Consider the following 13,181-nt stretch of genomic DNA (forward strand, 5'->3'; position numbering starts at 1 on the left):
TTACACTCCAAATAAATCGTTTTCGATCATCAAAGGTTTTTTCACCTTAAAACCTTCTGCATATTTGACACCAACTTGCTGTCCAAATAGGCGTTCTCTAGCTTCAACCATTTCCACATAGCCATTTGTTAACGGAGTATCGACAGCTCCCTCCGTTTTTGTGAATTGACTTTGGTAAGCATTTAAACTGGCGATCTTTTTGTCTATTGTTGATGTAATATCTATCATAAAATCAGGTTGGTGAAAACCATTAATCATATAATAGTAAAAGCTTTTCACTTTATGATCCGTTTGATACTCATTTGTTTGATATTTACGAATACCTGCAGAGAAGACTGCTTCTTCAACAATTTTCGTTGCATTCGCATGATCCGGGTGCCTATCTATTTCATATGGTGCAAAGACAATTGTCGGCTGATACTTCCTAATCATTTCTACTACCTGTTTGATACGCTCACTTGTTAAAAATAACTGTCTATCACCTAAATGAAGTCCTTCTCTTACAGACACATTTAATATTCGCCCTGCTGCAATTGCTTCTGTTTTCCTCAGAGTAGGATTACCGTTAGAAGACAGCTCGGCTTCTGTTAAATCGCAAATCCCTACTTTATAACCTTTTTCCACATACTTCGCTATTGTTCCTGACATGCCGATTTCTACATCATCGGCATGCGCTCCGAAAGCAAGGATATCAAGCTTTATTTCGTTCATTTCTATTCACTCTCTTTTATAATTTCTCTCCAGGAAAAATCTCCTCGTTCAAGTCCTTTAATTAGGACTTCCGCTGTGCCCATATTTGTCGCTAATGGTACAGCGTAAACATCACATAATCGGATTAACGCCGTAATATCTGGTTCATGTGGTTGTGCGGTGAGCGGGTCTCTAAAAAACAAGACGAGATCCATTTTATTTTGCGCAATCATACTTCCAATTTGCTGATCCCCACCAAGTGGTCCAGATTGAAAACGATGCACAGTTAGATTAGCTTCCTGCTGTAACCTTAAACCCGTCGTACCAGTTGCAAATAATTGGTGCTGTGAAAGAATAACTTGATACGCTTTAGAAAAATTCACAATATCATTCTTCTTTTTGTCATGAGCAATTAATGCAATGTTCATCGGCACCACCTCCATACTTACTCGATAATATTTTCTAATCCGTAAACTAACGTATCAATTTTAACTACAGTATCGACAGCTAATGCAACACCACTCATGAATGATTCGCGATTGTATGAATCATGGCGAATTTGCAGTGTTTGTCCACTAGAACCAAACATTACTTGTTGATGTGCAATTAAGCCAGGAAGTCTAACGGAGTGGATATGCATTCCATCAAAATCAGCCCCACGAGCTCCAGCTAGCGTTTCCTTTTCATTAGGATGCCCTTGTTGCTTACTCTCTCTTACATCACGAATCATCTCAGCTGTTTTAACAGCAGTGCCAGATGGTGCATCTAGTTTTTGATCATGATGCATTTCAATAATCTCTACATCATTAAAGTACTTAGCTGCCATTTGTGAAAATTTCATCATAAGCACAGCACCAACTGCAAAGTTTGGCGCAATAATCGCACCTAAATTAGTTTCATGACATAAATCCTCTAGTTCTTGTAAGTTCTCTTTGGTAAATCCAGTTGTACCAACAACTGGTCTCACTCCATAAGTAAGCGCTGTTTTCGTATGATACATACCAACTTCAGGCGTGGTTAAATCAATAAGAACATCACAATCTTCATTTTTAAAACATTTTTCTATATCAGAATAAACAGGAACATCGATTCCCTCAAAGCCTTTAAAATCACTTAAATTACCACCATCATTTTTATGATCTACAACAGCTACTAATTCATATTTATCTTTTTTCTGAACTAACTTAACTGCCTCACTCCCCATTCTACCTCTTGGACCTGCAATCACGATCTTAATTGTCTTCATTATTTTTTCCCCCTTCTTCAATACGTGTCCATCTATCTTTATCGCGCGTTTGAAACTTATGCATCACTTGGTCATGCGCTTTTGCTAAATCTATATTTAGAGAATTAGCAAGACAAATTAAAACAAAAAGCATGTCTCCCATTTCTTCTTCTATTGCTTTTTCTTTTTCTGTACTCTTTTTTGGTTTTTCACCATATGTATGATTGACTTCTCTTGCCAGCTCTCCTAATTCCTCTGTCAATCTTGCCACCATAGCAAGTGGACTAAAATACCCCTCTTTAAATTGCCCAATATAGGTATCTACTTCCCTCTGTAATTCTACCATCGACTTACTCATTGTTTCTCACCTCATATACATACCTTTTCAAATCATTTTATTCACACTCTCCATGTTAGCTAAACATAACCATTTTTACAATTCCTATCGTTTAATTCTTTATTTCTGTCCCATAAAAATAGTCTATATATGCGAGAATCGGCTGCCATGCTCCCCTATTAAAGTGTGATTGCTTATCCTCTATTGAATCTATATAATGAGATGGCAAGTAATATATTTCATCATTTCGGAGGGCACAGTGAATGTTTGGATTGAAAATTAAGAATATTATCCTTATTCTGTTTGGCGCTAGTATATTCTCTTTCGGTATTGTTCACTTTAATATGCAAAACAACTTAGCAGAAGGTGGCTTTACAGGTATCACGCTCTTATTGTATTTCTTATTTGATTGGAATCCATCTTATACGAATTTGATTTTGAATATTCCTTTATTTTTCATAGGATGGAAACTACTTGGTAAAAAAGCCTTTATCTATACGATTATTGGTACGCTAGGCGTTTCTCTTTTCCTTGAAATATTCCAAAGATATCAAATACATATGCCATTAAAGAATGATCTTACTTTAGCTGCACTGTTCGCAGGTGTTTTTATCGGTGTTGGTCTCGGTATAATTTTCAGATATGGTGGAACAACGGGTGGCGTTGATATAATTGCACGACTCGTTAATAAGTATACCGGTACTTCTATGGGTAAAACGATGTTTGTGTTTGACTTTTGCGTGATTGCATTATCACTGATTTTTTACCTCAAATATTATGAGGCAATGTATACTCTAGTTGCCGTTTTTGTTGGCGCGAAAGTAATCGACTTTATCCAAGAAGGAGCTTATTCTGCAAGAGGTGCAATGATTATCTCTGAGAAAAATGAAGAGATATCAGCGAAAATTCTCTATGAAATGGAGAGAGGTGTCACAGTTTTAAAAGGTCGAGGGTCATTTACTAAGCTGGATCGTGAAGTATTATATTGCGTAGTGGCTCGAAATGAACTAACTAAATTGAAGAACCTTATCCATTCAGTTGATCCTAATGCATTTGTCACCGTATCACAAGTGCACGATGTCTTAGGAGAAGGATTTACATTGGATGAAAACAAAAAACCTTTAGAACGCTGAGATTACTAAAAAACTAACAAAAAGCAACTACCTCAAGTGAGCAGTTGCTTTTACATTTAAAATATATTAATCATCATTGTTCATGCCAATAAAAGCAAGAACAAAACGCAGTAATTCCATAACAGCGATAACTGTTGCCGCTACATAAGTTAGAGCTGCTGCATTTAATACTTTTTTAGCGCCAGACTCTTCATCATTTCTAATCACACCAGAGCTTACCATAACATTGAGTGCTCTTGATGAGGCGTTAAACTCAACCGGTAATGTAATTACCTGGAATAATACCGCTGCTGCAAAGAAAATGATACCTAGTAACATCATACCAGTAAATTGAAACAATAATCCTCCTAAGATGAAAAAGAAGGATAAGTTAGAGCCAATGTTCGCAACTGGAACAAGCGCATGTCTAAAGCGTAAGAAAGCATAGTCTTCAGCATCTTGAATGGCATGACCCACTTCGTGTGTCGCCACTGATACAGAAGCAATGGAAGATCCATAATAATTATCCTCAGATAACCTCACGGTCTTATCTCTCGGATCATAATGGTCTGAAAGTTGCCCCTTTACTGGTTCGATAGAGACATTATAAAGCCCATTTTCATCTAAAACTTTTCTAGCCGCTTCTGCTCCAGTCATATTTGAAGAAGTAGATATTTGTAAATGTTTCTTATACGTCTTCTTCAAGTACATTTGAATAGCAATCGGGACAATCATAATAATGATAAAGTAAATCAAAAACGACATAGGTGAACCTCCTAATAAAGTATAAGCTTATCATCTACATGTGCATCATGTAGACAAACACTGGAAGAAATATTCACATACTAAGTTAAAGCTTTTAGTTAGTCTCTTAGTATGACAGAATGGCCTTGTAAATAGTGAAAACACGACTTTACATGGATACTTGTTTCTAAAAAAACTTGATTATTGGTCCATTCTTGCTTACAAACAATTCAAAAAAAAATGGGTAGCTTCGTCTCTAGATGCCTCAAGATGAAAGTCCATTTTTCCTGCCATCTCATTCTCCCATTACCTTTTCCTTCTTTAATTTATCTAAAGGAAAAGCTTATCATGTTTATGCTTTGATTTTATTTTACCTTTTTCTTATAAGACAATTCAAGCGTTTAGCCTTAGCTCTCTGGATTTTTTTCTTTTTTCTTTCCGCCCTTATATTTTTTAAAACCGACATACGAAAGCGTTAAGATAATTATACTTCCAGTTGAAATAATTACCCACCATAGTGATGGATCAGCTTCATCATCCGTAATTGTATCAAAAATGTCTTCTAGCTCACTATTCAATAATTCTAGTTCCCTTTTACCTTCTTCTTTCACCATTACATCTCGACGATATTGATCAATATATTGAATGCGTGTATGCAATTGTTGAATAGTTGCTGGCTCTACTTCTAATTTTAATGAAGGATAAATCGTATCATAAAGAGAGAGAAAGGTATTATACTGTGTATGAAAGCTCTCGCTATCACCCGCTTCTATTGACTCCCTTACTTCCCCAAGTGTACTTAACATCGGACCTTTCATTTCATGCCACATCGGTTCTTTCGCAGGAGATAGGGCGTCCATTAATATCCGAAGTTTTGTTGCTTTTTGTACTTTCGTCTCATAAGAGCTTTGTTCTTTATTTATTTCTTCAACTACTTCTTGGTGAACAGATGTGACAGTTCTCAAACTTTCCCTCGTCATCGCAGTTGATGTGCTTGTAGCCAATACAAATTGGTCTGTGAAATAATTCAACATTCTACTAGCATCTTCATATTTTTGCGCTTTAACCAAGTGTAGAACTTCATCTGATAATAGATCCAATTGATTCATCATACCATCGTCATTTTCTGTCTCTGCTACTATCATGTAAGGGAAAATGAGTGCAATAACTAAAATAATAGCCACAACTCTCCATTTCATACGTACCTGTCCTCCTTATCGGATTGCTAATAGCATTGTATGACAATGTGGACAAGGTTAGACCATTAATCAATAGATTTATCTACGAAACACTAGAAGCAATATGGCAATAATGAGGAAATAAAGCTAGAAGGCTTCTATAAGGAAGTTCTAACTTTATTTTTTATTGATAGGCTATGTTAATCTTTGTTGTTGATATTTGTTTTTATCGAACAAACGAGCTATGAATAGCGAGGTTGGTGATGAATGTGAAGGTAACTGATATTTTAAAAGCAATCCATAAACTAAATCCAGCTGAGAAACACCGATTAAGAAAATATCTAATTGAAAAACCAACTGCATCATCTAAGGAGATAAAGCCTCGTAAGTGTGATGCTTCAAGGAAACGTGGCATAAGCAAAGAACAAGTATGTGTTCTAGTCGCAAGAGGCCGTGATAAATTAATAAATTTCACGTACATTGGGTATGGGTAGAATAACCAAAGGGAAATTAGATAAAGCAATTGGACATAAGCTTTCAAAAGGTAATATATAATGTACTGATGCCTGAAGAGCTTTTAAAGTTTACGCGAATAAAAAAAGAGGATGGAAATATATCAACTCAAATCAGATGGAAAAGTACGCACAAAAGGTCTTTATCATATTCAGAACGTAAACAATTATCAAGGAATGCAAAAAGGTTGGATACAACGATATCACGATAGACAATTACCTCTTGGTTTCAAGTCTTAGAAAGCATACAGTATCAGAACAATGTAGTTACTATAAAAGACTTGATTATCCAAGGGAACCTTACACAAAATACAGAAGCATATATATGATACATTAAAGTTAAGAAAATTCACGATATAGAAATTATTTTCATACGGCAAACGGCCTTTAAGGGAGAAAGGATTGTTTGTACTAATAATCGAGACTGGAGAGTGAAGGTGGTTTAATTGTTTAGGTCAGCAGTATATTTGGTACACGTATTAATATTCATATTAGTAGCTCTTATTGGTATAGGTCCAATGTTTAGCATTGCTGCACCAGACCCACACCGAGCCCCAATTTATAATTGGGGTTGGGGTTCATTGATTGGTATTTTTATTTTTCTTGTGTTGGTATCTGCTTATGTACAGTTAAGGATAAAAAAAGTTTGGGTGTTTTTAATATCCGTAATAGGCTTGATTGCTTTTTTTATTCTCACTTTACTATACTTATACCCTTTCGTTATGAATTTTTTTTAGAATTAACAAGGTAACAAGTGTTTGATTAAAGATTGCGATAATAGAAGAAGCAAATATTAAGCAAAAGAACTTCCATAAATCGGAAGTTCCTTTTTTCTATAAATATAAACATTAATTTTTAACATAGCTTATTGATAAAAGGTTATTGATGAATCGAAGGCATTTTCAGCTGAAATCGCCCTTTTCGAATACATAATAGATAGGTCAAGCCTAAAGAAAATATGCTAAGCCAGAAAGTAAAATAACCGATTTGAGGAATATATTCATTAAGTACAGAATATCTCGGTAACATAAAGAAAACGTAGTCAATCACATCATTATGCAAAGTCCAGATAGCAGCAATTATAAGATGCCAAGCCTTTATGCGATAAAAAGGGGCATAGAGCACACCTTGTACAGCCATAGCACCATGGGAAATAATAAGCATGAGCGCCGTTATCTCCACTTCACCAGTCACTTGAAACACAAGTAAATTCATCACAACTGCCCAGATACCGTATTTCACGAGTGTAACAATTGCGAGTGCTTCAAAAATAGGCCAATTTCTACCTAATAAAAAGGCAATAAGAACAATAACAAAAAACAAACTAGCAGTTGGACTATCAGGAACAAATGGAAGGAATATTGCTGGTGTATCAACTAATTGCCACATATACCAATCGTAACCATATACAGTCCCGGCAATATTGATGATTAATAGAAGAATTAAAAAGCTTCGATTACCCAATATCGTATATATTTGTTTCATAGACTACCTCACTTACTACTTTTTATGTACGATACGAAAAGAAGCTGACAACTGCTGGTCAGCTTCTTTTTCACTTTATTCAGATTCTATACTGTCGATAAATTCGACCACTTTATCAAGTTCTTCATCACTACCTGTGAATATACCTGCTGGCATAGCTCCACGGCCGTTTTGAATCACATCTTTAATTTCTTCAGGTGATAATTCAACATCGATTAAAGCAGGTGCACCTGCACCACCTTGCAATTCATTACCGTGGCAAGTTAAACAAGTATTCGCTTCCATGAGCTTATACCCCTCTGCCTCGGTATCGACTTCAGCATCAGCAACGATTTTCCCTTGTTCTGCTGCAGCCTCCCAGTCATGGTGAGCAACTGATTCCCATGTAAGGAAGGTAACCCCCGCCAATGCAAGTAACATAAAACCTGTGGCAAAAGGACGTTTTGAAGGTCTACGTTCAGGACCGCGATCGATAAATGGCGCCAATGCAAGTGCACCAAATACTAATCCTGGAATAATAAATGCACCAATAACATTATATGGTCCTGATGCATATGTGTATTTTAGCAATTGATATAAGAATAAGAAATACCAGTCTGGTAGCGGAATATAAGCTGTATCACTCGGATCCGCGATTTTTTCAAGCGGTGGTTCGTGCGCAATTGTTAAACATAAGAAACCTACTAGGAAAACGGCTCCTACCATCCATTCTTTCAGTAAGAAGTTTGGCCAGAAAGCTTCTGTTTTGCCTGGATATTCCGAATAATCTTTCGGAATGAAAGTCTTACGTTCAGCAGATATACGGGAATCACCTACGAATTTCATTCCTTTTCCGCGATGCATGTAATAATTCCCCTCCTTTTAATAGAAGATTTCATTTTACAATGGACCAGAAATACCTTGTTTACGAATCATAATAAAGTGAGCAGCCATTAAGCCAAATAATACTGCTGGTAGGAAGAAAACGTGAATGGCGAAGAATCGTGTTATCGTTTGAGCTCCGACAATAGATGCATCCCCAGCAATAAGTGTTTTTAACATTTCACCAATAAATGGAGTTGATTCGACAATTTGAATGGTAACTTTTGTTGCAAATAAAGCTTTCATATCCCATGGTAATAGATAGCCTGTTAATCCAAGTGCTAACATTACAAAGAATATTCCTACTCCAACGAGCCAGTTTAATTCACGTGGTTTTTTGTAAGCACCTTGGAAGAATACGCGTAAAGTATGTAAAAACATCATAACAATAACTAAGCTAGCTCCCCAGTGATGCATGCCACGAACAATTTGTCCGAATGCTACATGGTTTTGTAAATAATACACAGACTCCCAAGCATTTTTGATATCTGGAACATAGTACATCGTTAAGAACATTCCAGATAAGATTTGAATGACAGTTACAAAGAACGTTAGACCTCCGAAGCAGTAAACAAACGCCGAAAAGTGATGCGCTGGGTTTACATGCTCAGGTACTTCGTGGTCAGCAATATCTCGCCAAATTGGCGTAATATCCAAACGTTCATCAATCCAATCATAAATTTTATTGAACAATGATTACGCCTCCTTATCGCGGTTCTGCCTTACCTAAGTGTAAGAACCCATCTACTTCTTTTGTTGGAAAAACATCAAGTGCTGCAATTGGTGGTGTACCTGGAACATTTGTACCATCTTTTGTATAAAGACCTCCGTGACAAGGACAATAGAAATGATTTTCATTTGCCTTATCTCCATTCCAGTTAACTGTACAACCTAAATGTTTACATACAGGTGATAATGCGACAACTTTATCATTCTCATCTTTGTAAACCCATGCAGTTCCAGTTTCTTCCGAAGAATACCAGCCATCTTGTTGTTCAAACGAATAGTCAACCCTAGTAGGCTCAGTTGTTAGGTCAGCTACCTTCTGATTTGTTGCAATAAAATCGCTTTCACCTTTCTTTTGTAGGACCGGATCTACTGCAAACCGCACCATAGGTAACAACATTCCTGCTGCCATGAATCCGCCTACACCTGTGAGTGTGTAATTAAGGAATTGACGTCTTGTCACACGATTTTTGCTCATACTTTTCCCCCCTCTATTATGAAGTTAAGTCCAACGGACAAAGTTCAACACAATATAAAACTAGGACATACCAATGATATATCAATCTTTATGGAAGGTCAATATAATCCTTCACTGAATCATCACAACTATGAGATTTATGTGACTCTTCAATCATTATTCTGCCATTTTTTCACAAATACATTCAGTAATTGTTTTACCTGATCTTCTAAAATTGAAAGCTTGTACTGATCATCCATGTTATCAAGCGGAATTGAAGGCATCCAAATTAACCCTCCATCTAACTGTTCTTCTACAGTTTTCCAATCACTATCAGAAGTTATGTAAAAAATATGTTTAAAATCTTGAGAAATTAATTCTTTTTCCCATTCTATTAAATCCGCAAGCCGTTTTTCCTCAGAAATTGTCTTTAGATAGCTCATTCCTGGTAACATAAGAATTCTGCCTTTAAATTGCTTTTCAAGTTGCCCAGATAAGAGGTTAATAAATTCGGTCATTGCTACTGTTTGCTTTATATCATCTGCAAAAGATACCGGATAAAGAGGAAGTATGACTGTATCAATATAATCTCTTTCTTTCAAAAACAATTGTATATCCTGTGTATGCCACTTCATCCTAATCACTCCAATTACGCCTTAATATTCCTTATTTATCATACCACGGAAATGACCTTCTATCAAAAGGCAACAGTGTCTATTTTTTGAACATTTCAGAATTAATTAAATATACTTTTTATACTTAGACGACGATGGAAAAGGGATTATAAATATTCCTAAGATTCATTAGCCTCTTACATGCCCATTGTTTTAATTAAAACCTTAAAACTCTAGAATTAAACTCAAAAAGCTTGGTGCTTTATTAGGACTTTCCGCATTCGCTTTTCACAAGAATAATATGCCCCCTGTTTTCATTTCATCATCTATTCGTCTTAACATATAATGAAATCAAAAAAAAAGATATGACTCCCTTGAAAAACAGGAAGCATATCTTTTTTATCTGTACTTTTCTATAAATATAAAGAAAAAACCTATGTTTGAAGTTTATTCAATTTTGTTGTTAATTGAATAAATCTTTCTTTATCTTGTTTATCTAATGCCTCATCAATTTCTTTGAGTAATTTTTCCTTTTGAAAACGCGCTAAGCTCTCTGTTAAGAATCTTTCAGCTATCATACGGTCTTTTTCACTTATTCTTAATGTCTTTGGCATAAAAGGATTTTCTTCTAACACCGCTGCATATTGATGAGCTTTATTGGCAGCATGGAAGTTCAACTGAATAAATATATCTTCTTCTCTATTTAAGCGGATATCATGAAATGACTTTTCTGCGTCAGTTGTCATTACATTCTCTTTGTAAAAACGAAAAGGCGCTTCATCGACACAATGTGTAGACATAATTAATCCTCTCGGACAATACTGAGCCTGTTCCACAAAATGAACCTTCTCCATTAATTGATCATGACTCATTAAGTAGTTAAGAATCCAAACACACTCTCTTCTTTTTAACTGATAATGATTAAGAAACCAACGAATAAAGTCTTTCTTTTCATTGACAGATACAGGGGCCGTCATTTTGATTCCCTCCTCTGCTGCAGCTTTAATTTTTTTTACTTAAGCTTCAGGTAGACTTTCTGATGATGCAAACCTCTACGACTCATCTGAAAGCCGCTGCAGGATATCCTGATATTCTTCGTTGTGAGGTTCCAAACGAGTAAGCTTACTAAAAAGTTCGGCAGCCTCCTTTCGTTTTCCTTCTTCAATTAGAAAATATCCATAGTCTGCCAAGAAATCCGGCTGCTGTTTAAAATAAGTATATGCTTCATTGTATTTGTTTAATGCCTGTGAATATTCTTCTATTTCTTGATAACTTTTTGCTGCATCCCATAATAGTTGTGGATCAATCACTTCTGCGCTTTGCATTAATTCTGCAATTTCAATTACATCATTGAAACGCTCGTTATTCATAAAAACTTTATTTATCACAATAGCAGCATCAATATATTCTGGATCAATCGCTAACGCTTCTCTTAGGAGGTCAACTGCTAGTTGTTCATCTGGAATTTTCAAGGCTAGCTTACCACCATAAAAATAAAGTTCTTTATTATATTCATCTTGTTTAATTCCCAGTTTTACTGTTGCTAAAGCTTCTTGAACTTGTTCTTCACGTTCATATGCCTTTGCCAGATGCAAATACAGCGAGTGAAATTCTGGATCTATTTCTTTGAGTTCATTAAATTTCTCAATGGCTACTTGATTATAACCAGCTTGTAAAGCTGTGAATGCATAGCTAAATAGCGTATGTATTTCCAACTTTTCTTCAAGCGCTTTTTCATAATAAGGCAATGCTTCCTCAAAAGCTCCACCTGCACTTAAACTTTCAGCCATTCTTTGGTTAACGTTTACACCGCCAATAAGCTCCTTTTTTGTCAGTACTTTTTCATATAATTTAACTGCTTCTATAAATTTTCCTTGCTCTGCACTCAACTCACCTAAGGCAAAATCGATAATTGGCTCATCGGGAAGTATCGCTTTCGCATCTAATAACTTCCTTTCACTGACCTCATATAAACCTTCCATCTGATATAAGTCTGCCAACAATAATAAGGCTTGGGGATAACTAGCATCTTGTTGATTTACTTGCTCTAATACGAGCACTGCTTCTTCTTCATTTCCTAGATCAATGAAGATTTCTGCTTTCATTACAAGCAGTTCGCCTTCCTCAGGGTAGGCATCTAACAGCCTCTCTATTAGTTGGTGTGCCTCCTTTAGAAACCCATATTGCATCAGTTCTTCCGCTAAAACAAACCTTTCTTCATGTGTACCGTGAGAAAGTATTTCTTTATATTTTTCTAATGCCTCATCATGTAACCCATTTTCTAACAAGGCAATAATCTTTTTTACTTTATCCATATCTATATCCTTTCAATACTATTATGATAGCTGGTAGTATGATGGTGTCTTAATCATGACTCTCTTACCAAATCCTTCAAGCGGATGATGCCAATCACCTGCCCGTAAGACTCTCCCACGTAAACATGAGATGACCAGCCTCTCTCTATGATAATGATATACATCTAATTCTTCAATATTTGTGATTTCCCTGCCTCGTTTGTAAAAATTATAATTCGCTTCTAATCCAGGTTGTAATTGTGTTTTAAAAGGGTATATACCGATTGTTGCTTGCGTTTGCTCATTGATTAATTCACCATTTCTCAATGGATGAGCCACATATGGCAGGCGATGCTTTTTCATATAATACACCCACTTTTGTTGCAGTAAAGGGTAGTCTTTTTCATTATCAACATGCTTAAAAATAGGGATTAAGGTACTAAAGTAAGGAAAGAACGCTTCTTTCACCCATCCCCATGGCATATCGTCTAAATCATTGATTCCCGTTATTTCCACAAAAACAGCAGGAATTTTTTCTTTTCTTAATAATCTTATCATGTCTGGTTGCAGTGAAGCCAATGGCAATTGCACCCCTAACAAATAATCAATTGGAGAAATTTTCAGCTTATCATCCAACAGTTGGATAGCTGACTTTAATTGATGTTTATAGCTTATTTCCACCTTCGTCATAAACACTAGACATCCCTTTAAAATCAGCTCAGAAAGAAAGAAGTTAGGCATATCGTCAGGTATTGTCTCAACATACTTAACAAGGGGAGGAGAAATCACGTACGGATCTCCGTCTATTTTCATATACGTATATTGCCTAAAGGGTGCTTCTCTAACGGCAAGGATTTTCTCATTACCGATAACGTAAGAGGTAGGAACATAGGCGCCCTTGCTTTTATTCTGCCGATAAACGTTCTCAATCATATATACCATTTAT

Annotated in this window: 15 protein-coding genes and 1 pseudogene; 2 read left to right on the forward strand and 14 right to left on the reverse strand. The window is 35.9% G+C overall.

The features are described 5' to 3' along the window. The 4 genes from bshB1 to MKY26_RS08965 are packed head-to-tail and all read right to left on the reverse strand — an operon-like array spanning position 1 to position 2,273. On the reverse strand, positions 1 to 711 hold the full coding sequence (bshB1, locus tag MKY26_RS08950) for a bacillithiol biosynthesis deacetylase BshB1 (RefSeq protein ID WP_095372780.1): 711 nt from the start codon (positions 709 to 711) through the stop codon (positions 1 to 3). Between the two features lie 2 nt (positions 712 to 713). Further along, on the reverse strand, positions 714 to 1,118 hold the full coding sequence (gene mgsA, locus MKY26_RS08955) for a methylglyoxal synthase (RefSeq protein WP_224937444.1): 405 nt from the start codon (positions 1,116 to 1,118) through the stop codon (positions 714 to 716). Positions 1,119 to 1,135: 17 nt separating this feature from the next. Next, entirely contained in the window at positions 1,136 to 1,936 is an 801-nt protein-coding gene (dapB, locus tag MKY26_RS08960) for a 4-hydroxy-tetrahydrodipicolinate reductase (RefSeq protein ID WP_095372778.1), read from the reverse strand. After that, positions 1,923 to 2,273: a nucleotide pyrophosphohydrolase gene (locus MKY26_RS08965; RefSeq protein WP_341095895.1), complete on the reverse strand. Its 351-nt coding sequence runs from the start codon at positions 2,271 to 2,273 to the stop codon at positions 1,923 to 1,925. The genes dapB and MKY26_RS08965 overlap by 14 nt, the downstream gene beginning before the upstream one ends. Positions 2,274 to 2,515: 242 nt before the next feature. Here MKY26_RS08965 and MKY26_RS08970 point away from each other — a divergent pair, with 242 nt between their 5' ends. Then, positions 2,516 to 3,385, forward strand: coding sequence for a YitT family protein (locus MKY26_RS08970; protein ID WP_095372776.1), 870 nt, complete (start codon positions 2,516 to 2,518; stop codon positions 3,383 to 3,385). 66 nt (positions 3,386 to 3,451) lie between these two features. Here the strand turns inward: MKY26_RS08970 and MKY26_RS08975 are convergent, their stop codons facing one another. Together MKY26_RS08975 and MKY26_RS08980 are read right to left on the reverse strand one after the other, a co-directional pair. Then, the gene (locus MKY26_RS08975) at positions 3,452 to 4,129 is read right to left on the reverse strand and encodes a zinc metallopeptidase (RefSeq protein WP_095372775.1); all 678 of its coding nucleotides are present in this window, start codon (positions 4,127 to 4,129) and stop codon (positions 3,452 to 3,454) included. A 386-nt stretch (positions 4,130 to 4,515) separates the two neighbouring features. Continuing rightward, positions 4,516 to 5,307, reverse strand: a complete 792-nt coding sequence (locus MKY26_RS08980) for a sporulation protein YpjB (RefSeq protein WP_095372774.1) — start codon at positions 5,305 to 5,307, stop codon at positions 4,516 to 4,518. Positions 5,308 to 5,633: 326 nt separating this feature from the next. On the opposite strand from MKY26_RS08980, the pseudogene MKY26_RS08985 reads away from it, so the two are divergent. Then, a pseudogene (locus tag MKY26_RS08985) lies at positions 5,634 to 6,158 on the forward strand (IS1595 family transposase); the annotation flags it as partial. Between the two features lie 519 nt (positions 6,159 to 6,677). Here MKY26_RS08985 and MKY26_RS08990 read toward each other — a convergent pair. From MKY26_RS08990 to MKY26_RS09025, 8 genes are all read right to left on the reverse strand, one after another. Then, on the reverse strand, positions 6,678 to 7,283 hold the full coding sequence (locus MKY26_RS08990) for a DUF1405 domain-containing protein (RefSeq protein ID WP_095372772.1): 606 nt from the start codon (positions 7,281 to 7,283) through the stop codon (positions 6,678 to 6,680). Positions 7,284 to 7,358: 75 nt separating this feature from the next. Then, positions 7,359 to 8,126 (reverse strand): menaquinol-cytochrome c reductase cytochrome b/c subunit, encoded by a 768-nt coding sequence (locus MKY26_RS08995; RefSeq protein WP_095372771.1) that lies wholly within the window; start codon positions 8,124 to 8,126, stop codon positions 7,359 to 7,361. Between the two features lie 36 nt (positions 8,127 to 8,162). Further along, positions 8,163 to 8,837: a menaquinol-cytochrome c reductase cytochrome b subunit gene (gene qcrB, locus MKY26_RS09000; RefSeq protein WP_095372770.1), complete on the reverse strand. Its 675-nt coding sequence runs from the start codon at positions 8,835 to 8,837 to the stop codon at positions 8,163 to 8,165. Positions 8,838 to 8,850: 13 nt separating this feature from the next. Further along, the gene (locus tag MKY26_RS09005) at positions 8,851 to 9,348 is read right to left on the reverse strand and encodes a ubiquinol-cytochrome c reductase iron-sulfur subunit (RefSeq protein WP_095372769.1); all 498 of its coding nucleotides are present in this window, start codon (positions 9,346 to 9,348) and stop codon (positions 8,851 to 8,853) included. Positions 9,349 to 9,497: 149 nt separating this feature from the next. After that, positions 9,498 to 9,962, reverse strand: coding sequence for a YpiF family protein (locus MKY26_RS09010; protein ID WP_095372768.1), 465 nt, complete (start codon positions 9,960 to 9,962; stop codon positions 9,498 to 9,500). A gap of 413 nt (positions 9,963 to 10,375) precedes the next feature. Next, positions 10,376 to 10,918, reverse strand: a complete 543-nt coding sequence (locus MKY26_RS09015) for a ReoY family proteolytic degradation factor (RefSeq protein ID WP_095372767.1) — start codon at positions 10,916 to 10,918, stop codon at positions 10,376 to 10,378. A 75-nt stretch (positions 10,919 to 10,993) separates the two neighbouring features. Next, positions 10,994 to 12,256 carry a tetratricopeptide repeat protein gene (locus MKY26_RS09020; protein WP_341095927.1) on the reverse strand — a complete coding sequence of 421 codons (1,263 nt, stop codon included), beginning with the start codon at positions 12,254 to 12,256 and terminating at the stop codon, positions 10,994 to 10,996. A gap of 21 nt (positions 12,257 to 12,277) precedes the next feature. Then, positions 12,278 to 13,177: a hypothetical protein gene (locus tag MKY26_RS09025; RefSeq protein WP_341095929.1), complete on the reverse strand. Its 900-nt coding sequence runs from the start codon at positions 13,175 to 13,177 to the stop codon at positions 12,278 to 12,280. Between the last annotated feature and the right edge of the window lie 4 nt (positions 13,178 to 13,181).

Origin of the sequence: Cytobacillus sp. FSL R7-0680, assembly GCF_038009245.1 — a bacterium.
Taxonomy (GTDB): Bacteria; Bacillota; Bacilli; order Bacillales; family Cytobacillaceae; genus Cytobacillus; species Cytobacillus kochii.